Origin of the sequence: Leptospira idonii, assembly GCF_004770995.1 — a bacterium.
Lineage (GTDB): Bacteria > Spirochaetota > Leptospiria > Leptospirales > Leptospiraceae > Leptospira_A > Leptospira_A idonii.
Genome location: NZ_RQHW01000078.1, coordinates 122,457 through 144,913, shown reverse-complemented (window position 1 = coordinate 144,913; position 22,457 = coordinate 122,457). Strand labels below are relative to the sequence as shown.

General features: G+C 41.7%; 19 protein-coding genes. 7 read left to right on the top strand and 12 right to left on the bottom strand.

Translation table 11 applies throughout. From position 1 onward, the window contains the following. Nucleotides 1–2 precede the first annotated feature (2 nt). Complete coding sequence (locus EHS15_RS17760; RefSeq protein WP_135761933.1) at nt 3–812, top strand: dienelactone hydrolase family protein; 810 nt, start codon at nt 3–5, stop codon at nt 810–812. Here EHS15_RS17760 and EHS15_RS17755 read toward each other — a convergent pair. Genes EHS15_RS17755 through EHS15_RS17730 form a run of 6 tightly spaced genes read right to left on the bottom strand, consistent with a single transcriptional unit; the run spans nt 761 to nt 9,314 of the window. Next, complete coding sequence (locus tag EHS15_RS17755) at nt 761–3,871, bottom strand: efflux RND transporter permease subunit (protein WP_135761932.1); 3,111 nt, start codon at nt 3,869–3,871, stop codon at nt 761–763. The two genes, EHS15_RS17760 and EHS15_RS17755, sit on opposite strands and share 52 nt — an antisense overlap. Nucleotide 3,872: 1 nt before the next feature. Then, nucleotides 3,873–5,018: an efflux RND transporter periplasmic adaptor subunit gene (locus EHS15_RS17750; RefSeq protein WP_135761931.1), complete on the bottom strand. Its 1,146-nt coding sequence runs from the start codon at nt 5,016–5,018 to the stop codon at nt 3,873–3,875. Further along, nucleotides 5,015–6,331, bottom strand: a complete 1,317-nt coding sequence (locus EHS15_RS17745) for a TolC family protein (protein ID WP_135761930.1) — start codon at nt 6,329–6,331, stop codon at nt 5,015–5,017. The genes EHS15_RS17750 and EHS15_RS17745 overlap by 4 nt, the downstream gene beginning before the upstream one ends. Before the next feature lie 39 nt (nt 6,332–6,370). Further along, entirely contained in the window at nt 6,371–6,733 is a 363-nt protein-coding gene (locus tag EHS15_RS17740) for a hypothetical protein (protein WP_135761929.1), read from the bottom strand. A gap of 25 nt (nt 6,734–6,758) precedes the next feature. Then, nucleotides 6,759–7,919 carry a DUF1574 family protein gene (locus EHS15_RS17735; protein WP_135761928.1) on the bottom strand — a complete coding sequence of 387 codons (1,161 nt, stop codon included), beginning with the start codon at nt 7,917–7,919 and terminating at the stop codon, nt 6,759–6,761. A 12-nt stretch (nt 7,920–7,931) separates the two neighbouring features. Beyond that, nucleotides 7,932–9,314: an MBOAT family O-acyltransferase gene (locus tag EHS15_RS17730; RefSeq protein WP_135761927.1), complete on the bottom strand. Its 1,383-nt coding sequence runs from the start codon at nt 9,312–9,314 to the stop codon at nt 7,932–7,934. 125 nt (nt 9,315–9,439) lie between these two features. Here EHS15_RS17730 and EHS15_RS17725 point away from each other — a divergent pair, with 125 nt between their 5' ends. Next, nucleotides 9,440–11,404 carry an acetoacetate--CoA ligase gene (locus EHS15_RS17725; RefSeq protein ID WP_135761926.1) on the top strand — a complete coding sequence of 655 codons (1,965 nt, stop codon included), beginning with the start codon at nt 9,440–9,442 and terminating at the stop codon, nt 11,402–11,404. Here the strand turns inward: EHS15_RS17725 and EHS15_RS17720 are convergent. Further along, a complete protein-coding gene (locus EHS15_RS17720; RefSeq protein ID WP_135761925.1) occupies nt 11,401–12,114 on the bottom strand; it encodes an alpha/beta fold hydrolase in 714 nt (237 codons plus the stop codon). The genes EHS15_RS17725 and EHS15_RS17720 overlap by 4 nt on opposite strands. Nucleotides 12,115–12,166: 52 nt before the next feature. Here EHS15_RS17720 and EHS15_RS17715 point away from each other — a divergent pair, with 52 nt between their 5' ends. Next, nucleotides 12,167–12,397: a TetR family transcriptional regulator C-terminal domain-containing protein gene (locus EHS15_RS17715; RefSeq protein WP_210416373.1), complete on the top strand. Its 231-nt coding sequence runs from the start codon at nt 12,167–12,169 to the stop codon at nt 12,395–12,397. A gap of 49 nt (nt 12,398–12,446) precedes the next feature. Here the strand turns inward: EHS15_RS17715 and EHS15_RS17710 are convergent, their stop codons facing one another. The 4 genes from EHS15_RS17710 to EHS15_RS17695 form a co-directional block, all read right to left on the bottom strand. Further along, nucleotides 12,447–13,334 carry an alpha/beta fold hydrolase gene (locus tag EHS15_RS17710; RefSeq protein ID WP_135761924.1) on the bottom strand — a complete coding sequence of 296 codons (888 nt, stop codon included), beginning with the start codon at nt 13,332–13,334 and terminating at the stop codon, nt 12,447–12,449. Nucleotides 13,335–13,403: 69 nt separating this feature from the next. Further along, entirely contained in the window at nt 13,404–15,314 is a 1,911-nt protein-coding gene (locus EHS15_RS17705) for a sensor histidine kinase (RefSeq protein ID WP_135761923.1), read from the bottom strand. A gap of 15 nt (nt 15,315–15,329) precedes the next feature. Continuing rightward, on the bottom strand, nt 15,330–16,115 hold the full coding sequence (locus EHS15_RS17700; RefSeq protein ID WP_135761922.1) for a sterol desaturase family protein: 786 nt from the start codon (nt 16,113–16,115) through the stop codon (nt 15,330–15,332). Next, the gene (locus EHS15_RS17695; RefSeq protein WP_135761921.1) at nt 16,112–17,086 is read right to left on the bottom strand and encodes a cysteine synthase A; all 975 of its coding nucleotides are present in this window, start codon (nt 17,084–17,086) and stop codon (nt 16,112–16,114) included. Before EHS15_RS17695 ends, EHS15_RS17700 begins: the two co-directional genes overlap by 4 nt. A 47-nt stretch (nt 17,087–17,133) precedes the next feature. On the opposite strand from EHS15_RS17695, the gene EHS15_RS17690 reads away from it, so the two are divergent. The 4 genes from EHS15_RS17690 to EHS15_RS17675 all read left to right on the top strand — a co-directional run bounded on the left by EHS15_RS17690 (nt 17,134) and on the right by EHS15_RS17675 (nt 21,437). Beyond that, nucleotides 17,134–18,471 carry an MFS transporter gene (locus EHS15_RS17690; RefSeq protein WP_135761920.1) on the top strand — a complete coding sequence of 446 codons (1,338 nt, stop codon included), beginning with the start codon at nt 17,134–17,136 and terminating at the stop codon, nt 18,469–18,471. Between the two features lie 320 nt (nt 18,472–18,791). Next, the gene (locus tag EHS15_RS17685; protein WP_135761919.1) at nt 18,792–19,145 is read left to right on the top strand and encodes a hypothetical protein; all 354 of its coding nucleotides are present in this window, start codon (nt 18,792–18,794) and stop codon (nt 19,143–19,145) included. 337 nt (nt 19,146–19,482) lie between these two features. Then, complete coding sequence (locus EHS15_RS17680; protein WP_135761918.1) at nt 19,483–20,571, top strand: family 43 glycosylhydrolase; 1,089 nt, start codon at nt 19,483–19,485, stop codon at nt 20,569–20,571. After that, nucleotides 20,568–21,437 (top strand): pirin family protein, encoded by an 870-nt coding sequence (locus EHS15_RS17675; RefSeq protein ID WP_135761917.1) that lies wholly within the window; start codon nt 20,568–20,570, stop codon nt 21,435–21,437. The genes EHS15_RS17680 and EHS15_RS17675 overlap by 4 nt, the downstream gene beginning before the upstream one ends. Here the strand turns inward: EHS15_RS17675 and EHS15_RS17670 are convergent, their stop codons facing one another. Then, entirely contained in the window at nt 21,438–22,406 is a 969-nt protein-coding gene (locus tag EHS15_RS17670; RefSeq protein WP_135761916.1) for an SDR family NAD(P)-dependent oxidoreductase, read from the bottom strand. It abuts the gene before it with no gap. Between the last annotated feature and the right edge of the window lie 51 nt (nt 22,407–22,457).

The following is a 22,457-nucleotide window of genomic DNA, read 5'->3' as shown; positions in this document are numbered from 1 at the left end:
GTATGTTCCAACGAATTTTGATCCTTTCGTGCCTCTTCGTATTGGGGTATTGTTCCTCGGTTCCCAGTGCGGAACTGCCGGTAAAATCGTCCGTAGAAGGGACTCCCTTCGAATACAAGTTAGACGGAAAAACCTACGAAGGTTATTTCGCAGTCGATAAATCCGTTTCGGGAAAACGTCCGGGAGTTTTGGTGATTCATGAATGGTGGGGACTTTCCGATTATACGAAACAAAGAGCGAAACAACTTGCCGATTTAGGTTACGTTGCGTTTGCAATGGATGTTTACGGTAAGGGAGTTGTCACTACAGATCACAATGAAGCTGGAAAACTTTCCGGTGCCAACGGAGATCCTAAGGCGTTCTTGAAAAAAATCAAAAAGGCTTTGGAAATTCTAAAAGCAGATCCGAACGTAGATCCTACTAAAATCGGCGCGATCGGATATTGTTTCGGAGGAAAAGGAATCGTTGAATTAGCATTAGACGGTACGGAGTTAAAAGGCGGAGTTGTTTCCTTCCACGGAATGTTGTCCAGCCCGAACCTAACATCCGGTTCTAAAAAAATCAAAACCAAGATTCTAGTGCACCACGGTGCGGATGACCCTTTCATTCCTAAGGAAGCGGTGGAAACATTCGTGAAGACCTTGACGGAAGCGAAAGCTCCTTTGACTTTCATCTCCCATCCAGGTGCGGTTCACGGTTTCACTCGACCAGGTGCCGAAAAACACGGATTACCCGGTCTTGCTTATAACAAAAAAGCCGACTACGCTTCCTTTGAAAGCATGAAAGCTTTCTTCGCGGAGAACTTTAAATAGACGAGAGGCAATACAAATAAAGTCAGAATACTCGCCGAAACGATTCCGCCGATCACCACGGTAGCAAGAGGTCTTTGCACCTCAGCTCCGGGAGACGTGCTGATAGCCATGGGTAAAAAACCTATGGAAGCAAGTAGTGCTGTTGTGAGAACAGGCCGTAATCTTTGTTTTGCGGCCTGAATGACTGCATTCTTTTTACTTTCCCCTTTTTCTTCCATTTCCTTGGTGAAGGAAATCAATACTAAACCGTTTAGGATTGCGACTCCGAAGAGAGCTATAAATCCGATTCCTGCGGAAATACTAAAAGGCATTTGTCTGAGAAATAGAGCAATGATTCCTCCTGTGACTGCAAAAGGGACATTTAAGAAAATGATCAGAACGGGATTCCAATTTCGGAACGCCAAATATAAAATCAGAAGGATGATTCCCAAAGTGATCGGAACCACAATCATTAAGGTATTTGCTGCGGATTTATATTTCTGGAATTCTCCTCCGAGAACGTAACTATAACTAGGCGGAAAAAGAATGCCGGATTGGATTTTTTTATCTACCGCTTCCACAGTGCTCACCAAATCCCTGCCTCTTACGTTGAATTGAATGAGCGCATATCTATTTTGATTTTCATGATTGATTTGCACAGGACCGTCTTCGTATTGTATGTCGGTCAACTCGGACAAAGGAATGAAAGTGTTTTGAGAGGTTTCTACGGGAAGTTGTCCGATGGAATTCACATCTTCTCTCCAATCTGATTTGATTACGATATCGAATCTTTTTTTACCTTCATATAGGATTCCCACGGGGTGACCTGCGGATAAAGAGGCGACTACTTGTCCCACATTGGCGACGGATTCTCCGTATCTTGCCAACTTGTCTCTGTTCGGTGTGATTCTGAGATACTGCAACCCTGATAATTGTTCGATGCGAAGATCTACCACTCCCTTTTCTTTTTCGATTTCTTTGGCGATCTGTTCCGCCAGTCTTTTTAAGGTGGGAATGTCTTCCCCGTAGATTTTGATTCCTACATCCGCACGAATTCCCGCCATGATTTCGTTGTTTCTCATTTCGATCGGTTGCGAGATTCCTACGGCCACTTCAGGAACATGTTGGGAGATCAGTTCCGAAATTTTTTCCTCCAAATCTTCCTGAGAAAGAGACCATTCCTTTTTCGGTTTTAAGTTTAGATAAACATCCGTTTTCTCCAATCCCATCGGCTCGATGGAGAGTTCGGGAGAACCTGTTCTGGAAACGACTCCTGTGATTTCTGGAATTTCTTTCAACAGCAGCTTTTCGATTTTATCGGACGTTTCGTTCGATTGTGTGAGAGAAGAAGAGGGGAGCCTTGTTATTTCCAATAATAGATTTCCTTCGTCTAACTTAGGCAAAAATTCTCCTCCTAAAAACATAAATAAAACTAGCGAACAAACAAAGGCCCCTACTGTGCCGTAAATGGTTCTTTCTGGGAATTGAAATATCCTTTCGAAGTAATAGTTGTACTTCGTTTGTATCTTATGAAACAAAGGAGTTTCTTCCTGATCCGTTTCTTTAGGATCCAAAATCATCGAGGCAAGTACAGGAATGATCGTCAGTGTTAGAAAGAAGGCGCCGAGTAGTGCGAATAAAACGGTGAGCGCCATAGGAATAAACATTTTTCCTTCTGTTCCTTGTAAGGTGAGGATAGGAAGATAAACGATGGCTATGATGATCTCTCCGTAAATGGTGGCCTTCCTTACTTCGATCGTCGCATTGAGTATGGTTTCTCTTTTTTCTTCTTCCGTCAGTTTTCGTTTCAGCTCGTTTCTTTTTTCGAACAATCTTCGGTAAGAGTTCTCGATCAAAATGACGGCACCGTCTACTATAAGTCCGAAATCGACCGCTCCCATAGACATAAGGTTTGCGGGAAGATCCCTCAAATACATCATCCCAATGGCAAATAACATCGCCAAGGGGATTGTGGCTGCAATGACAAGCCCGGAACGAAGGTTTCCCATCATCAAAAACAATACAACTACTACAAGTAAGGCCCCTTCCGTCAGGTTCCAGATCACCGTACTGATCGTATTTTTTACCATCACGGATCTGTCGTAGTAAGGAACGATCTTCATTCCTACGGGGAGTGTCTTTTCAATTTGAACGATTTTTTCTTTTACGTTTTTTGTTGCGTTGAGAGAATTTTCACCTAATAACATCAATGTGATCGCCCCTACGGTTTCTCCTTTTCCGTTGGCGGTGGATGCTCCTTTTCTTAGCTTATAACCTTCTTCGATGCGAGCCACCGAACTTAAATATACAGGAAATCCGTCGGGGGTTCTTCCCACTTGGATCTTTCGAAAGTCATCTACGGATTTAAGAAGTCCGTCGCTTCCTAAAATCAATTGTTCTTTGTTTTTTTCCACATATCCGCTTCCCGATTGGGAATTGTTTTGTGCGATCGCTTCTGCGATTTGTTTTAAAGAAACTCCGAGTGAAATCATCGCCTGGGGGTTCACAATGACTTGGTATTGTTTTTGCCTTCCTCCGAAGCCGTTCACTTCCACGATTCCGGGAACCGTTTTCAAAACAGGGTTGATTTCCCAGTTGAGGTATGTGGTTAGATCCATTTGGTTGTGATGATCGCTTTCCAATGTAAATTGAAATACTTCCCCCAAACCAGTGGTGATAGGAGCGATTTTCGGTGATCCAAAGTTAGGTGGAATCTCGGAGGAAGCCTCCACCAGTTTTTCACTTACTAGCTGTCTTGCTAAATACAGATCCGCATTGTCTTCGAAAATAGCTGTGACGAGAGAGAATCCGTAGCGGGATATAGAGCGCACTTCTTTCAGTTTGGGAATCCCTGCGAGAGACCTTTCCACCGGAAAAGTTACGTATTGTTCTATTTCCAAACTGGATAGGGAAGGGGATGAAGTTACGATTTGTACTTGTACGTTCGTGATGTCCGGAATCGCATCCACTTTGATTCTGCTTGCTGCAAAGATCCCGAAAAGAATGAGGAAGAGTGTTCCCGCAAGAACGAACATTCTGTGGGATAGGGACCATTGTACGATTCTGGTAAGAAATTCCATATCAATCCTCCTCCCCGAAACTTGCTTTGAAAAAGATCGATTTTAATTCGAAAGATCCTTGAGAAACTACTTCCTCATTTTCATTTAATCCTTGTTTGATCTCTATCTTTCCGTCGGTTTTTTGTCCTATCTCTACTTCCGTCCAACGAAACTTGTCTTCACTCACTTTCACGAATACGTAGTTTTTGTTTTGATAATTGAGAATCGCACCGGAATTCATTCGAATTCCTTCTCTGGGTTTTGTTTGAACGAAAGCTTTTCCGAAAAGACCTATCTTTCCTTTTTTCTCTTTGTTTTTAAATACGATTCTTGCGTGGATGGTGCGGGAGATCGGATCCACCTTTTCTCCGATATGATCCAGTTTCCCTTCGAAACCCAGATCAGGATAGGCATTTAACACGATTTTGACGGAATTGCCTTCGCTTAAATATTGAAGGTCTCCTTCGAAAATTTTAGCCTGGAACCATAAGCTGCTTAGGTCTGCAATCGTAGTTAGGTTTTGATCGGAGGGAATCAATGAACCTGGAATCGCATTTCTGGAAATGGCAAGACCCGTTTTAGGAGAATACAATTTATAAATTCCGGAAACCTCATCGTTTACTGCAAGTCCGTTCGCTCTCAGGTTTTCTTCCGCAGCGATTCTTTCGGAGCGAATCAATTTTAAATTGGCTTCCGCATCTACTAATTCTTGTTTTGCTGCCAGATTCATCTGGATTAAAGATCGAATTCTTTGTATATTTTGTTCGGAAGCATTGTACTTCGCTTTGGCGCTTTGATAAACCGATCTTAATTTTGCGAGTTCGGGGGAATCGATTTTTGCAAGCAGTTGCCCTTTTTGGATTTTATCTCCTTCGATGAAATGAACGGATGTGATCCTTCCTGCGACTCTGGCCGGAATGTCGATGACGGCGTCCGGGATCGCTTCCGTTTCTCCGATCAATTCTATTTCCGTGGAATATTCGGAGAGGATGACTCTTTCCGTCTTTAGGTCCAGGTTCTTTATTTTTTCCTCGGAAAGGTTTAGATAAGAGGATTCTTCTTTTTCACTCTCCTCATTTCCCTTTTTCTCTCCCTTCGATTGAAAGTAGAAAACAGCGGAAAGACAGATTGTGAGGATCGCAAGAAAGGATAAGATTTTCGTTTTCATAATTTGCCACCTAATGTAAGTGTGGTTTCTTCAAGCCCTAAAACACGGACCAGTTCGATCTGAGAGAGAGCAAAATCTGCTCCCGTTTGTGAATGATTCAATTTGGTTTGGTATAGAACTCTTTGGCTGTTTAAGGCATCGATGACTTTGATTTGTCCCAACCGCAAAGCTTCTTTCAAAAACTGTAGGTCCGTATCCGTCTGCTTCAAAATATCTTTACTAAAGAGCGAGTATTCTTCCTTTAAAGTTAAATAATTTGAAACTGCGTTGATGACTTCTTGTTTGATGATTCTTTCTACGGATTCTTTGGTTTCCAAAGATTGTTCTTGTTTCGATTTTGCGACTAAGGTTTCCCCTTCATAATCTCTCCAAAGAGTGAGCGGCATACTAACCTGACCACCAATCACTCGTTCGTTGAATCCGTCGTTTTGTACGAAAGCACCGAAACTTAAATTGGGAATCTTTTGCAGTTTGACTTCTTCCAATCTCAGCATCGCCAATTGGATTTCTTTTTCGGATAAGGAAATTTCCGGACGATTGCGAAGCGCAATCTCTATGATTTTTTCCTTCTCCCCCGGGAGTCCGTTTTCGAAATGGAAACTTCCTTCCCAAACGAAATTTTTTTCAGTAGGAAGGCCCAGCAAAATGGAAATCTCTCCGTGGCTTTGTTCCGTCTTTCGTTTGCTTTGCTGCCACAACTTAGCCATTCTTAGTTCTTCCGAAAGAGCAAGGGTTTCGTCCATGGCAGGAGCTAATCCTTCTTTCACTCTTGCTTGTGCGAGTCTGGTGATTTCTTTCGTTAAGTCGTAAAGCCCTCTTGTGACTTCCTCTTCTTTTTTATAATTTGTGTATCTTGCCAGTAGGGAAAGAGTTCTGAAATACAAATTTCGCCGAACAGACTCCAGACGAAAAGCTTGCGTTTTGAATTCTTCGTCCGCAATCCGAATGGAGGTTTCCCTTTTCCCTCCTACGTAAATTTCCTGAGAGACCATAACTTGGAAGTTGTTCGCGTGATTGGAATTAACCGGAATGAGTTCGGAAGCCGCCGATCTTTTGGATACGTAGCCGGATACGTTGGGGTTGCTAGGGAAAAAGTAGGAGGATATTTTTTTCCTGCCTTGGATTTCCTTCAACCGCAAGACTTCCATTTTAAACTCGGGGTGATGTTTCACTCCGCAGTCTGCGATTTTATCCAAATCCCAGGGAGGAACACAAAATGAAGTCTCTTTTTCCCCGAATAAAGGAAAACAGGCGAAAAAGATTAGAATACAATAAACCGATGTTAGTTTTCGGTGAAAATAATATAAGGACATACCTTCTCCTTGCAGAGCGAGAGCTCCGCTTATTTGCGATTAGGAGAGGTGGTGGCGGGGTGGGCGGAAATAACCTTTGGTGCTAGGGAGTTCTTTGTGAACAGGTTCGCTGAATGTAAGGTAAACAGTATTTAGGTGGATGTAGATTCGATCGAGATTCAAATCCCAGGAAACGGAAAGTTGAAGATTGCAAGGACAAGAAAAGCAGACGTGATCGGGATGATCTCCTTCTTCGGATAAATCGTGATCCAGTTCCGTATGGGTTCCATGGTCTAAAAACGCATAAGGACAAGTGCCTTCCGGGGAGCCGATGACTCCACAGTTTGCCTCGTTGTCTACGATCTTCTGTAATGCAAAATTGGAACAGAAGATCAGTATGAATGCGAATTTTAGAAACTTCATGACCTTTCTATTAGACTCTGGAAATTTATTTTCCGGCGGCTTTTAGGATCTCCTTCGCTAATTCAGTGTAACATCTGGAGGAATAATGAGCCGCATCTTGGTAATAATTGCATTTTAAAGGCAACTTACTTGCATCTATATAGGTTGCCCCTTTTTCGGTGATTTTTGGAATGATCACTTCCGAATATAGTTTCTGAGTGAACTCGTTGTTTTCCAAAGGATCCAAAACGGAATGGAATTTAGGTTTCCAAAATATAAAGGGGATGTTGCGTTCATTCAGTACATCTATGATTCTGGAAACATATTCCAATTGCTCATAGTCCATAATGAAATCACTGTAAATGGTTCTTTGTAATTCGTTCACCATCCACATGTATTTGATCGCATACAAGTTTGTGCTCGGATTAGGATCGAAATCGTCGTCGAAATGAGCTTTCCCATCGGCAGAAAGATATTGATCAATTGTATCTCTCACTCCTGAATTGCGATTCAACTCGTTGGGATCGATGTTCATATCCTTCAAAGCTTTTTCCAAGAGAGGGGCTTTCCCTTCCTTGCCTTGTAAGAAGTCGAAAAACTTCGTAAAATTAAATTGATATCTGTAGGATAAAAAAGTGCGAGTTACGAAAAGTCGGGCAATTGTTTCTGTCTCAAAACGATTGTAATGCGAAAGAGCATAAGGAATGGACAGACCTTCCTGTTTGGAATAGATATTGATCAAACTGTTTCGGTTGAAGCTTCCCGGAGAAATTTCTATAAAAACGAAATCCGGTTTGTATCCTCTTTCCAGAAGTTGATAGAATCTTGTGTAAAAGTTTAAGAAAGATCCGCCAGGAAATGAAATCGCTTTCCCTTTCCATTCTCCCATCTTTTTCTTTTCCTCTTCCGTCAGGAAAGGATCCATTTTGGAATAAGCCGGATCAGGAAACGCATTGAATGCTTTGGATCTGGAAGTTCCCAAAGCCCAAACTTGTTTGGTTCCGTCTTTTTCCTTTTCATAATCCACCGGATCGCCGTTGGAAGAAACTTCAGCTAACGTAAGATCGACGGATTTATAATTTGTGACTCTGTTTCTCAAATAAGGAATAGTAAGAAGTCTGTCAAATGCGAGAAACAGTACGAAAACCGCAATCGGTTTCCACCAAATCCATTGTTTCCATACTTTGTTTGTTGATTTCGAGTTCATAGATCCAGCTTCTTAAAATTGAAAATAAATAAAGGTTCTGACTTCGGATACGCTTCCCGCAATCCAAAAGGAAAAAAATACGATGAGAGAAGGCAAAAGAGCCCATTCCCATTTTCTTACTTTCTCCTTTTTGAGGAGAGATGGGTAGTATTCGATCACATGAAGCAGAATGAATAAAAATACCAAATAACCGATTCCATTCGGAAGAGTGATCCTTGCTCCTTCGTTTGCGATAAAACCTTTGAAATAAAGCCAGGATGTTTTGATGGAATCCGCGCGGAAAAAAATCAAACTCATGATAGAGACGTGAAAGATGATAGGGACTTTGATCCATCTCGGCCAAGGTTTGCTGTCTTTGTTCTTGATCGTGAACCAGAAACGCTCTCCGCATAACAAAGCACCCATCCATACTCCCCACATGATGAAAGTATAGTTTGCTCCGTGCCAAAGACCGCCTAGAACCATCGTTATGAAGAGGTTCACATAAGACATGAGAACTCCTTTTCTGCTTCCGCCTAATGCGAAGTAAAGGTAGTCTCTCAGCCAGCTGGAAAGAGTGATGTGCCATCTTCTCCAAAATTCCTGGAACGAGGAAGAAAGAAAAGGTCCGGTAAAGTTAGGAGGGAGTTTGTATCCTAATAATGCGGAACATCCTCTTGCGATGTCCGTATAACCTGCGAAGTCGCAGTAGATCTGCATTGCGAAAAAATAAATTCCTATGAGCAGGGAAAGAAAATCGTAACCGGAAGGATTAGCGAAAATCTGATCGGGGATTGCTGAGATTTGATCGGCGATCAAAACCTTTTTGATGAGTCCCACTAGAATCCATCCCATTCCCGTTTCGAACATCAATCGGTTCGGCTTTTTAGGAATGGGGATCTTGGCTAAGAAGTCGCGGGCTCTAAGAATGGGGCCTGCGATCAACTGAGGGAAGAATAGGATGAAAAGAACGAAATCGGCAAGTCCTACCTTTTCTTTAAAATCTCCTCTGTGCACATCCATTTGGAAGGCGATGAGCTGGAAGGTGTAAAAGCTGATGGCAAGGGGAAGGATCCAATGGGTGGCCCAAGATTCTGCGGTAGGTACCACAGCTCCCAAATCGAGAAGGATTTGGTAGAAGAAGTTCCAGTATTTGAAGGAAAATAAATTGATCGCATTGAAAAGCAAAATCCAAAACAGACGGGTTTTGTCTCCCTGCCTTTCAAAGTAATAGTAGTAAGCATAATTGATGAGAACGATCCCCACAAAATGCAGAAGAAAGATAAAGTCCCAAGCTCCGTAAAAAACCAAGGAGGCAACGATAAGGATTCCCTTACGAAATTTATGGGGGGAGAGCCAATAAATAAGATAAGTGAGGGAGAAAAATAAAATAAAGACGGAACTATTAAAAAGCAAGCGAACCTCTAGTTAATTTATACAGGCTAGGCCGGAATTGAAAAAAAAACCAGAAGAAAATTTGCCTAGGGATTGGGATATGAATGAGCTTGCCAATTCCATAATATGATACTAGTTTTGCCTGCATGGCATTTTCAAACCCTTTGTGGTCCCCTTCTTCTTCCTCAAGTAATTTAGAAACGTTTCGTAAAAAGCTGGAAGAGAAGACTTCTCGAAAACTGCCTGACTACCCATCTCTTTGGAAATGGTCCGTAGACAACCATTCCGATTTTTGGAAGTTTTGGATGGAAGAATCCAAGTTCATTTTGCACACTCCTCCTACAGAAGTGATCCGCACAGCTTCTTCTTTTTGGGATTCTGTTTGGTTTCCTGGAGCCAGTTTTAATTTCGCTGAGAATCTATTGAACGGAGGTAAAGAAGAAGATCTTGCCATTCTTTTTCTGGGAGAGGATGGTAGTAAACAGTCTCTCACCTATCTTCAGTTAAAGAAAGAAGTCGCTAGGTTCCAAAAACACTTGCGTTCGTTAGGCGTATCTAAAGGGGACCGAGTCTGCGGTTTGGTTCCGAACGCTCCCATCTCCACCATCGGAATGCTTGCCGCAACTTCTTTGGGAGCGATCTGGTCCAGTGCTTCTCCCGATTTCGGAACTAAGGGAGTTTTGGATCGTTTCGAACAGATCCAGCCTAAGATACTTTTGACCGTGGATGCATATCTGTTTAAAGGTAAAAAAATATCCATTCTGGACAAGGTGAAGGAAGTTTCAGGGAAACTTGCTTCGGGAGAGAATGCGAAAAACTTCTGCGGAACCATCATACATCCGTTTATCGATTCCGATTTTTCTTTGGACGGAATCTCCCTTCCCATTCGTGCTTCCGAGATTTCTGAAGTTCCCGTTTCCGAAATCAAATACGAATCCATTCATTTCCAAGATCCTGTGTACATTATGTTCTCTTCCGGAACTACAGGCCTTCCTAAATGCATCGTACAGGGAGCAGGCGTTTTATTGAATCATACCAAGGAACTTTCTCTGCATGCGAATCTATCCGCAGGCGAAAAAATATTCTATTATACCACTTGCGGATGGATGATGTGGAATTGGACGCAAAGTGCTTTGGCACTAGGAGCCACGATATGTCAGTTTGATGGGAATCCTTTGTATCCCGGCTGGGAAGTTTTATGGAAATGGGCGGATGAAGATCAAATCCCAGTCTTCGGCACAAGTGCGAAATATATTTCCGTATTGGAATCGGAACAGGCAAAGCCGAAGGATCTGTTTTCTCTGAAGAACCTGAAAGTGATTCTTTCGACGGGAAGTCCTTTGTTTCCTTCCGGCTTTCGTTATGTTTATGAAAACATCAAATCGGATGTTCAGCTTTCTTCCATTTCCGGAGGAACGGACTTGAACGGATGTTTTGCGTTAGGAAATCCTACTTTGCCGGTTTATGAAGGAGAACTTCAATCCAGAGGATTGGGAATGAACGTGAAAGTCTACAACGAAGAGGGGAAACCGGTGGAGCAAGAAAAAGGAGAATTGGTTTGCGAATCTCCTTTCCCTTCTATGCCTCTTTTCTTTTGGAACGACCCGGATAAATCGAAATATATTTCCGCTTATTTCTCTCGTTTTACGAACATTTGGTGTCACGGGGATTTTGCGGAGATCACTAAAAATGACGGAATGATCATCTATGGACGTTCCGACGCCACATTGAATCCGGGAGGAGTCCGCATCGGAACCTCGGATATTTATTCCGTGGTGGAAACTTTTCCGGAAGTCGCCGATTCGGTGATCATCGGTCAGGAATGGAAAGAAGATGTTCGTATTGTGTTATTCGTAAAAATGAAAGAAGGTGTTTCTTTAACAGACGAATTGCGCTCTTCTCTTAAAGAAAAAATCAAAAACCAAACTTCCCCTCGCCATGTTCCTTCTTTAGTTCTTTCTGTACCTGACATCCCTTATACGGTGAACGGAAAAAAAGTGGAAATTGCTGTGAAACAAACAGTGCAAGGAGAGACCGTGAAGAATCAAAACGCTCTTGCCAATCCGGAAGCTTTGGAAGCGTTTCGTAATTTTTCAGAGCTAAAGGGTTAGGGGAATAGGATTGATATAAAATCACCGACTTCTTTTAGGACACTTGCCGCATTTTCTTTGTGAGGTGAGTGTTTGGTTTTAGGAATCATTTTCTTAATAGATTTTCCTGAAACTTTTTTTACGATCGCATCTACTTGATTTTCACTGCCATATTCATCTTCTTCCCCTTGAATGATTAAGGTAGGACTTTGAATGGAAGGCAATAGATGTTCAATATTCCAATTACGGAATCTATAGGAAAGCCATGTATCCACCCATGCATTGAAAATATTCTCCGTTTTATCTCCATGGTATTTCTCCAAAACTTGCTTTAGCTTTGTGGTTTGGAAGGATACAACCGCTTCTTTAATTCCATTGATGGTGATATCTTCGACAAAAACATGTGCGCCTTCGGTGATCACCCCTACAACATATTTTGGAAACTTAGCGGCTGTTATAAGTGCAATAGAGCCTCCATCACTATGCCCAAAAAGAATCGTTTTTTCGATATTCAACTTTTCTAAGATTTTAACAAGAAAATCTGCTTCCGTTTCCAAATACGAATTATTTCTAGTTGTAGAGAAAAAAGGATCCGATTTCCCGTACCCGATTCTATCATACATAAGTAGATTGAAATTCACTAACTCTGCCATTCGAATGGGAAAATCCTTCCAGAGAGAAATACATCCCAATGAATCATGTAAAAAAACGAAATAAGGTCGATCTGGAATCGGATTTTCATATCAACTTTCTGCAGATGATCAGGAGATTTTTGTGCCGAGAATGCAGGAAATTGTGAATCAATGGCTTCTTTTCTTAACTGATTTTATCATTGATTTACAAAAAAATGGAAAAGTTCGAAAGGATGTAAAAGCGAAGGATATCGCATCCGATATGTTGGCAATATACCAAGGATATATAACTTTATGGAAACTCACTAAAGAGAATCGCCATATAGATTTGATGGAAAAGAAATTTATGGAATTAGCAAAAACAGTAGAGATCAGTCATTAAAATTGTAAAATCTCTTCGGCTTTAGTTTATCTTCTATCTTTAGAGCCTTCTATTTTTCCTTTTTATTGAGAAACTTTTCGATCATCGGGACAACAAGGTCAGTTTCCTGAAAGTCAGGTCGGATCGTTGTGATCTCTCCCATATATTCCCCATGTACCCCGGGGATGATCGCTAGTTCTGAATTTGCAATTTGTCTATGCAGTTCAATCGCATGTTCCGGTGTGATTACGTCTTTATCGCCGATGATGATGAGCGTAGGTGTTTGAATCGATTTGATTTGTTCCTCCGGGATGTCTTTGAAATGAACCATTCTTTTTGCGTCTCTGTCGTGCATCACTTGTAAGCCGTTCGGATCCGCCGCTACTTTTCTATATCCTACTTTCAATAGTTCCGGCATATTTTCCAACTTAGCTTGTTTCATAAAACCCCAGAACCAATCGGGAACTCCATTGCGTTTGGCAAGAGGAGAGCCTAAGATGATCTTATTTACTATCTTAGGGTGGCGGATCGTGATTTGCAAAGTAGTTGTTCCTCCATTGCTAAAACCGAAAAAGTCCGCCTTATCAATGTTTAAGTTTTTAAGAAATGCTGCCACATCATCTGCATCTTGTTCGAAAGAAAGATCTTTGCCTCTATCGTTGGTTCTTCCGTGAGCTTGTAGCTCGACAGCAATTACCTTTCTGTTTTTCGCCAACAAGGGAATGATTTTTTCAAAACTGGTCTGAATCGTCGACCCTCCTCCGTGAATCAAAACAAGCGGTTGTCCTTGTCCGTAAATTTCGTAATACATTTTGAGTCCGTTTACTTCGGAGTAACCGCTATTAAATGCAATTCCATCGTTCGTTGTTGTCATATTTGGATCCGTTTTTTCTGTTTTGTTGCCGCAGGAAGTGAATGTAAAAATTGCTATTGCTAAATAAATGAGGATCTGTTTCATAATTTCCACTGTGTTCCTTGGTTTTTTTCGATGCGATTTTCATATAAGATCATATAGCGTATGTTTGTTTTATCTCGGGAGACTCTTGTTCGATTCGTTTCGGATCAGAAAATAGAACTCTGAGCCTTTTTCTAGTTCGGTTTTTACTTTTAGTTCCGAATTCATCAGAACCAAAAGCCCTCTGCAGATAGAAAGTCCCAATCCTGTGCCACCGAACTTCTTGTAGATGGAACGGTTCGCCTGGGAGAATTGAGAGAATAGAATCGCCATCTCATCTTCTTTAATTCCTAAACCGGAATCGATGACGGAAAATTGAACGTATTCGCCCACCAAAGAAACGGATAAAGTTACAGTGCCTTCTTTTGTGAATTTAACCGCATTGGAAAGGAGATTGGTCAACACTTGATGGATATGAAAGGAATCTCCGTAAAGAGTTTTCGGTAAATCGGGAGATAAGTTCACTACAAAGGAAAGATTCTTTTGAGCAGCGATCGCCTTCACTTCCCCGGATATATCGTCGATCAAATCGGATAGATGAAAATTCTCCTTATGAATTTCTATCTTTCCCGCTTCCAGACGACTCTGGTCTAGAATGTCAGAAACTAATTTCACGACATGTTCCGCAGATCTTTGTAAATACTTCAGTTCTTCCTGGCTTTGTCGGCCCGTTTCTTTTTCTGAAAGAATTTCTATATAAGCCATAATCGAATGGATCGGGCTTCTGATCTCATGGCTTAGATAGGATAAAATCTCCGTTTTGGATTTCGCCAATTTCAATGCGGTTTCTTTTTCTACATTCGTGGTCAAAGCGAATTGTTGGATCAGATTGTACTGGCTTCCCGTGGCTAAAGCGAAACAAAGGATTTCCAAAAACTGAGAGATCTTTAATGCGTGTATAATGATGAAAGCATTCGGAAGAATGGAATTCAATCTAAGGATGGAAACTAAGATGGCAAAGAAAACAATTAAGATTCCTCTTCTGACCCACAACTCGGACTGATTCAAATTTTTTCTTTGGAATAATGTAACTAAAAAGAAAAACATCATTCCGACACTGAACATAGGGATGAAACGGGAGAGATAGGAGTATCTCAAAATAAAAACACAAGGTATCAGCAGAATAACACAAGTTGCCGCTGAGTATTTTATAATTTTATAAAATTTAGACTCAGAAAGAAAAGGAAAAAAACTATAGATAAAGATCATTCCGGTCGTACAGACAAAAATGCTGGAAAGTTGGATGATATAGTTGTTCCAATCCGTTCTATCCGGATAGAAGTATTGCTGTAAATGTCCAGTCTGCGACCCTATAAATATTGTTAAGCTGATGCTATAGACAGCGAACGTAAGAAAGGTGGTTTTCTTGGAGTAAAAATAAGAAATCAAATGATAGATTCCTATAAAAAGGATGCTACCGAAAAACAAGCCGTAGCTGATCTCTGCCCTGGCTTCTCTGGAAATCAGCCAATCTCCTCTGCACATGGCCAAAGGAACTCTGATGGAACCTTCTGATTGAACTCTAACAAACATTCCCGTGCGGTAGGAAGGTTCCGTGAGTCTTAGTGCGAAAGGACGAATCGGAAGGATGCGATTCATATAAGGCCTGTGATCTCCCATTTCCCAAGTCTTCCAGAAATTTTCTTTTTCTTCGAGAGAGAGATCTACGAAATCAAGAAGAGGATTTTCGATTACGAGCCAGTAACGATTTCCTTCCGCAGGGAATTGAGGAATATAATAAAACCAATGTGCGGATTTAGAGTAACCAATGTTATATTTACTGTCTTTTATTTTTTGGAATTTGCCGGAAGAAAAGGCTTCTTTTGCGGAATTCAGACCGGCGGACAAGGAAGGATCTTCCCAGTAGTACGAGTCCGCTAAAACATCGGTGCATTCATAGTATTTGTCAGAACAATTTCCCAGACAAAGAGACAAAAAGAAGATGCTCGTTAGATTGGTGAAAGTTCTGAGTCCTATGGGCATTGGGATAGCTTTGATTTATTTTATAAATAGCGGTCTCTCCGTGATCTCGTCAAACTGCTTTTGATAGTCTTTGTGATTGGTGCCAAATATTTTATCCCACCAATTGAAGTAGAGGCCGTAGTTGCAATGAAACCATTTATGGTGCATGTTGTGATGGGTGGTAGTGTTGTGCCATCCGGTCCATTTGGATCCGACAAAACCTTTGGGGAAAAGTTCGAAAGCCAGATGGCCTAGTACGTTCAAAAAAGTCATATAGACCAGGAAAAGAACGATCGTCAGATTATGAACCGGTACGAAGAGAATGAAAATAGGTACGACTCCCGCTTCGATCACCGCCTCATAAGGATGAAAGGCGAAAGCTGCCCAAGGAGAAGGATTGGTCGATTTATGATGTACCAAATGTACATGTTTGAAAATCGGCTTCCAATGCATGAATCTATGGGTGCAGTAGAAATAAAAATCGTGGAAAAGAATGAGGGCAAGCAGGCTGAAGAATAAGTAGGGAATTCCCTTTTCGGAAATGTCGTCGTAAATCTTCGCATAACCGTTTTTCTTTGCCCAAAAAATGAGCACTCCTACCAGGCCGAACACAACCATCGTGGATAGAGAGTATAAAACTTCATGTTTGATTTTTTGGAATTCTGGCAGTTTGCCTTGGATGAGTCTATGGGCTAGTCGATCTTTCCCTTTTTTCCAAACCAAATAGTAGGCGGCACCCGCAAAGGCAATGTATCTGATCGTGGTGATTACGGTCGCTAGAACGAATACGATTAAAAAGGGAAGACCGTCGATCCACTTCATACCAAACCTTTCGACCTCAAAAATTCCTCATTGTAAATCTTGGACTGGTATCTTGCTCCACCGTCACATAACACAGTAACAATGGTATGTCCCGGTCCCAAATCTTTTGCGATTTTATAAGCCGCTCCCAGATTGATTCCTACGGAACCACCCATAAACAATCCGTCCTTTTTCAGGATTTGATTTAGGATGCGGAGACATTCCTTATCGTCGATACGGATGGAATTGTCTGCAGGCATTCCTTCCATATTTTTAGTGATTCTTCCTTGTCCGATTCCTTCCGTGATGGAAGAACCTTCTACGGAGATCTCTCCTGTTTTGATGAAAGAATAAATTCCTGAACCGTAAGGATCTGCAGCGATGCATTTGATGTTTTGATTTTTGGATTTAAAGAAGAGAGCGGTTCCTGCGAAAGTTCCTCCCGTGCCTAGAGAAGCTACCCAAACATCCACCTTGCCTCCTGTTTGTTCCCAAATCTCAGGACCGGTGGTTTCAAAGTGAGCTTTTCTGTTGGCAAGATTGTCGAACTGATTGGCCCAGATCGCATTCGGAGTTTCTTTGGCGATCCTTTCCGAAACTCGAACATAGTTTTCCGGATTGGAGTAGGGAACAGCGGGGACTAATTTTACATCTGCACCTAGCGTTCGTAAGGTTTCAATTTTTTCTTGGGATTGGGTTTCCGGAATGATGATGACTGCTTTGTAACCTTTCGCATTGCAGATATGAGTGATTCCGATTCCGGTGTTTCCTGCGGTGCCTTCTACAACGGTTCCTCCGGGACGTAAGGCTCCCGATTTTTCCGCTTCTTCGATGATGTACAATGCGGCTCTATCTTTTACGGAACCACCCGGGTTCATGAACTCCGCTTTTCCTAAGATCTCGCAACCTGTTTCTTCACTGAGAGAGTGGATGCGGATGAGAGGAGTGTTCCCCACTGCTTGAACGAATCCTTTTTTGATATCCATAGGCATTAGAATCGGCTTGACTCTACCTCTTTTTAGTTCATCTTACCAGGACAATGTTGCAAGCCATTTCGAATTGGTTCCGTCCTGCTCCACCTATTCCGATGAAATCCAAGGAAGAGATTCAGAAACAATATCCATCCTATAGATGGAGAATTCTAGAATCCACATTTCTCGGTTATACTACCTACTATCTTGTTAGAAATAATTTTGCACCCGTATCGAAAGAGATCGGAGAAGCGTTGAGTTATTCCAGACAAGATATCGCAGATATACTTACTGTCACAGCCATCTCTTATGGAATCGGAAAATTCCTGATGGGCGCTCTTTCGGATCGATCGAATCCGAAAAAGTTTATGGCAGTAGGACTTGCACTCACTGCCATTTTGAATTTTGCATTCGGCTTTGCGAATCATTATTGGGTACATCTCATTCTTTGGGGACTGAACGGACTCGTGCAAGGGATGGGATGGCCGCCTTGTGGTCGTTCCTTGGGTCATTGGTATTCCGTAAGTGAAAGAGGTCGTACGTTCGCATTTTGGAATATTGCACATAATATTGGAGGAGGCATTGTCGGGGTGCTTGCCGCCAGATCCGCCTACTACTTCGGTTGGCAGTATGCGTTCTTTATTCCCGGAGTCATTGCACTCATAGGAGCCGTCTATCTTTATCTTCGTTTGGTGGACACTCCTCAATCCGAAGGTCTTCCTCCCGTTGAGGAATATAACAGAGATTATCCTCCCAAAGATCCGGAAGATGAATCTTCTTCAGAAGATCATGAAAAAGAATTGAGCATGAAACAGCTCATAGTCGAAAACGTTCTGTTGAACAAATACATCTGGTTGTTTGCCATCATCAACTTTTTCGTTTATATCATCCGTTATAGCCTTATCGATCTCGGCCCCACTTATTTGAAAGAGGCGAAAGGAGCCGATTTAAAAGAAGGAGGGGATTCAACTCTCATTTTGGAATTTGCTGCGATCGGTTCTACCATACTGATGGGTTGGGTCTCCGATAAAGTGGGAGGGCGCAGAGGAATGGTGAGTCTTCTTTGTATCGTTCCTATTTTTTTCGCATTTTTAGGAATCATCTATAATCCTCCCGGAAGACTTTGGCTCGACTTTCTTCTTTTCGGAGTCATAGGATTGTTTATCTATCCGCCTGTTATGTTGTTAGGTGTTGCTGGACTCGATTTTACTTCCAAAAAAGCTGTAGGGACAGCGGCAGGTTTCATTGGATTTATCGGATACTTAGGAAGGGCCGCTTCCGCCAAAGGATTGAGTTGGATCGTCGATCATCATTCCTGGAACATGGCGCTGTTTGCCATTGCAATCGCAACGATTTTGGCGATCTTCTTATTGGCTTTCACTTGGAAGATGAAGCCGAAGGGTTAATGGAAGTTTGTTGTCGGGGCACTTCCCTACGGGATCGGGCTTTCCGTTCCAATCTTTGCGGGACTTCCCGCAAAGGATTTCCACTTCAATCCCTAGTGCCAGGCAGAAAACTAGCGAAATTGAGACTTCTCAACTATTGTTGACAGATATGATTTTTAATGATAAAATACGTTAAAGTCTTCTACAAGTGAGTCAAAATTTTAACTATGAACAATATCGAATGGGGTTCTATTTACCAGTTCGGAAAGACTACTCGTCATTTCGTAAATAGAGCTTTCAAAATTCATTTTTTTACATATAAGTCGGAATCTCCTGATGGATTGTCCGGTTATCAATCTGTCGCACTTGAGTTCGGATTTTTCGCATATGGTGAGACCCCTGAAAAATCTGAGCAAAATTTATTTAGTCAAGTTGATGAATTCGCAAAGTCGGTGAAAACAAATGCGGAATTTATTGCTGCTATTGAAAATCTTAATCTAGAAAACTTTTGGGATACTTATCGAAAAATAACTTTTCTTGTCGGGGATCCAGAACGATTGCATTATGAGAAAATTGAAGAAGAAAATAAAGAATTAAAACAATCTAATATTGATAAAGAAGAAGAAATATTTTCGTTAAAAATCGATTTAGATACATTGAATAAAAAATTTAATGAAATTAAAATACCATCCTAGCTGGCTAGACTACAAGAAAGTACAAGATAAACTTACTAGTAAATACTTAGGTATAAAATTTTCTGTAGATTATGAATTATTAACGGGCGTTAAAGGGGAGTATCTCACGATTTCTCTTTTAATACCTGATAGGTCTTATCCAATTCCTGTTTCGGTTTATTTTCCACATAAAGTCATTGATCGAAATCGTTTTGTGTGTATATGCAACCAATTGGATCTCAATATCAAAGAATTTGATATTGAATGTGCATATGTACCTCCAAAACTATAGTAATATAATTAAATTTAAGTCTCATCAAAGTAGACCTTTCATTAATCGATAGGTTGCCATTTCCCCATGCCTAAAACTCAATCCCCTAAAACGAATCTTTATTGGAAACTCTACCAAGACGACCCTATTCTCAAACCCGGTCTTTCTTCCCCGATTTTATCCGACCCCAGTTTTCTTTTTCCGGAAAACACCATCGATCATAAATGGCATCTGTTCGCTCACAATCTCTTCGGCATCCTGCATTATACTTCCGAAAACGGAATCGAATGGTCCAAACCCAAATCGATTTTGAAACATGCGATGCGACCGTTTATCTATCAAGAATTGGGAACCTATTATCTCTATTACGAAAAATATAAGCCGTTTCACCTATTGTTTGCTTGGTGGAAGAAATCCAAATGGGAATCGGAAATTCAAGTTCGTACAAGTAAAGATCTGAAAACTTGGTCCGAACCGAAAACCGTTTTGAAACCTTCTGCGGAATTTCATAAAAACCAGGAATGGGGTTCTTCCGTTAGTAATCCTTGTTTGGTGAAAATGGGATCAAAATACAGACTATATTATTCTTCCTCTTTGGAATATGTAAAAGACTGCGGTTTCTGCGAACCTAAATACATCAGCGTAGCGGAAAGCAGTTCCCCTACAGGGCCGTTTCATATTTTTTCCCAGCCGATTTTTGCTCCTAATGCTCAGGATCCTTTTTGTAATTTGGCTGCAGGATCCATCAAAGTCGTTCCTTGGAGGGATCGTTTTCTAGGATTTCAAACGGGAATCTTTTGGAATCAGGTTCGTAAGGAATCCTGTTCTGCGGTTTTATTTTTGCAGAGTGAAGACGGGCTTCGTTGGGATCGGATCAATGATACTCCTATCTTAGGTCCTACTGCGAAAGGCTGGAAGGCAAGTCATGTATATTCCTGCGATGTGAAATATTCCGAATCCGAAAAAGTGTTCATATTGTACTTTAACGCACGTAGTGCGGCGCATTGGAGCAAAGGAAGGGAAGCGATCGGCCTTTTTGTAGGAAAGGTGGAAGAAGAAACATTGCCTGCTCCGAAAACAAAAGCGGTAAAAGGGAAAACTCCTTCTAAAAAAAGCAAATCCAAGTTAGTTTCTCGTAAAACAAAACCTGTAGGAAAGGGGTCTAAGAAGAAATGACAATCATCTTAAAAGGCCATGTAAAAGATCTAGGCGACAATTTCACAGTCCGACGCATTTTACCTGCGATGGAAAAACGGTTCGTTGGCCCTTTCGTGTTTTTCGACCACTTCGGACCTGTTCCTGTCGTAACAGGGAAAGAACTTTCCGTTCGACCCCACCCTCATATCGGGCTTTCAACGATCACATTTTTATACGACGGAGTCATCAATCATAAGGACAGTTTGGGAGTAGAACAACCCATTCGACCTTTTGAAACGAATTGGATGACTGCAGGCTCCGGAATCGTTCACAGTGAACGTTCTTTACTAGATCCTGAATATAAAATCATAGAAGGTTTGCAGACTTGGGTAGCACTTCCTAAGGATAAGGAAGAAATCGATCCTTCTTTCCAACATCTTTCTCAAGCGGAAATACCTATTTATGAACAAGAGGGAATTATCTTTCGTTTATTAGGCGGTGAGTTTTTAGGATTAAAATCCAAAGCACATGTTCACTCTCCTTTGTTTTATGCGGATATAGAAGCGAAACCTTCCGCAGGAGAAGTGGTTTGGGATCTTTCCGAAAAACAAGAAGCGGGGCTTTATGTAGCGAGAGGTTCCGTTCGTGTCGCAGGAGAAGATCTGGATGTGGGAAAGATGGCGATCTTCCCTAAGGGAGAAAAAGTCCGCTTTCAAGCGACACAAAACTCTCGTTTGATGCTTTTGGGAGGAGAACCTCTCGAAGAAAAAAGAAATCTTTGGTGGAATTTCGTTTCTACGAGCCAAGAGAGAATCGAAAAAGCGAAATCAGATTGGGAAAATGATCTGTTCGCAAAGGTTCCGGGAGAAACGGAAAGGATTCCTCTTCCCCCTCCCCCTCACTAGTCACTCAGGAAACAAATTTTTTATGGTTAGGGAGACCGCTTCTTTCGTAGGAAGCGGCTTCCAACCTAACTCCGTTTTGGCTTTGTCCGCAACGGGTATTGCCTGCCATTGCATAAAATGAAGTTGTCCTTTCGGGAGAAGGGGAGGTTTTCCGATCACAAATGAAACCGCTTCTCCTACGATGGAAACCGTTTTGGCCAATCCAAGAGGCATTACCTTCGGAATTTTTTTCAAAGGCCTGATCTCAGAAACTAACTTTGCAAAGTCGGAAAGAGAAAGATATGTATCGCTCAATATATATCTGGCGCCTGTTTTCGCTTTTTTTGCTGCGAGTATATGTCCGTCAGCACAGTCTTCGGAAAATACTACCGGGAACCCTCCCGGTAATAACATGGGAATTTTTCCCAAAATCAAATCCTTGATAAACCCGTTCGTGCCGGGGGAAGAGGAAGGCCCCGTTCCGAAAACACCGGAAGGATGAGTGAACACTATGTCCAATCCTTTGTTCAGATATTCTACCGCAATCCGATCCGCTTCTTGTTTGGATCTTTCATAGTAGGTTCCTTTGGGATTGGGATCTAAAATGGATTCGTCGTATTTCTGACCTGCTTCTGCTTGGAATACGTCGATCGTGCTGGTATAAACGACTCTTTTTACACCGGAACGCAGACTTACATCTAAAACGTTTCTGGTTCCGTCTACGTTTGTTTTGGTGAAGATGGAAGGATCACGAAACCACTGTTCGGGTAATCCTGCTGCATGATACACAATGTCTTTGCCTTTGACGGCTTGTTCCAAACTGTCTTTGTCCGTAACATCTCCTTTTCGGATGTCCAGAGTTTCTGTGAATAGTGTTTTCGCTTTTTCGGGAGAACGGGCAAGGATTGTAACTTCTTCCCCAGCTAACGCCAGCTTTTTGGCAATGGCAGCTCCTACCATTCCCGTTGCACCTGTAATGAGTATCTTCATGGCAAATTCCTCGATTCTGCCAAAATAAAATGACTCTCAGTCAGTATGCAA

Coding starts and splice junctions, on each gene's coding strand:
- EHS15_RS17740 (WP_135761929.1), bottom strand. CDS start 6,733: ATGAAGTTTCTAAAATTCGCATTCATACTGATCTTCTGTTCCAATTTT.
- EHS15_RS17755 (WP_135761932.1), bottom strand. CDS start 3,871: ATGGAATTTCTTACCAGAATCGTACAATGGTCCCTATCCCACAGAATG.
- EHS15_RS17750 (WP_135761931.1), bottom strand. CDS start 5,018: ATGAAAACGAAAATCTTATCCTTTCTTGCGATCCTCACAATCTGTCTT.
- EHS15_RS17680 (WP_135761918.1), top strand. CDS start 19,483: ATGCCTAAAACTCAATCCCCTAAAACGAATCTTTATTGGAAACTCTAC.
- EHS15_RS17710 (WP_135761924.1), bottom strand. CDS start 13,334: ATGAAACAGATCCTCATTTATTTAGCAATAGCAATTTTTACATTCACT.
- EHS15_RS17700 (WP_135761922.1), bottom strand. CDS start 16,115: ATGAAGTGGATCGACGGTCTTCCCTTTTTAATCGTATTCGTTCTAGCG.
- EHS15_RS17690 (WP_135761920.1), top strand. CDS start 17,134: ATGTTGCAAGCCATTTCGAATTGGTTCCGTCCTGCTCCACCTATTCCG.
- EHS15_RS17715 (WP_210416373.1), top strand. CDS start 12,167: ATGCAGGAAATTGTGAATCAATGGCTTCTTTTCTTAACTGATTTTATC.
- EHS15_RS17675 (WP_135761917.1), top strand. CDS start 20,568: ATGACAATCATCTTAAAAGGCCATGTAAAAGATCTAGGCGACAATTTC.
- EHS15_RS17725 (WP_135761926.1), top strand. CDS start 9,440: ATGGCATTTTCAAACCCTTTGTGGTCCCCTTCTTCTTCCTCAAGTAAT.
- EHS15_RS17695 (WP_135761921.1), bottom strand. CDS start 17,086: ATGCCTATGGATATCAAAAAAGGATTCGTTCAAGCAGTGGGGAACACT.
- EHS15_RS17745 (WP_135761930.1), bottom strand. CDS start 6,331: ATGTCCTTATATTATTTTCACCGAAAACTAACATCGGTTTATTGTATT.
- EHS15_RS17705 (WP_135761923.1), bottom strand. CDS start 15,314: ATGCCCATAGGACTCAGAACTTTCACCAATCTAACGAGCATCTTCTTT.
- EHS15_RS17670 (WP_135761916.1), bottom strand. CDS start 22,406: ATGAAGATACTCATTACAGGTGCAACGGGAATGGTAGGAGCTGCCATT.
- EHS15_RS17735 (WP_135761928.1), bottom strand. CDS start 7,919: ATGAACTCGAAATCAACAAACAAAGTATGGAAACAATGGATTTGGTGG.
- EHS15_RS17760 (WP_135761933.1), top strand. CDS start 3: ATGTTCCAACGAATTTTGATCCTTTCGTGCCTCTTCGTATTGGGGTAT.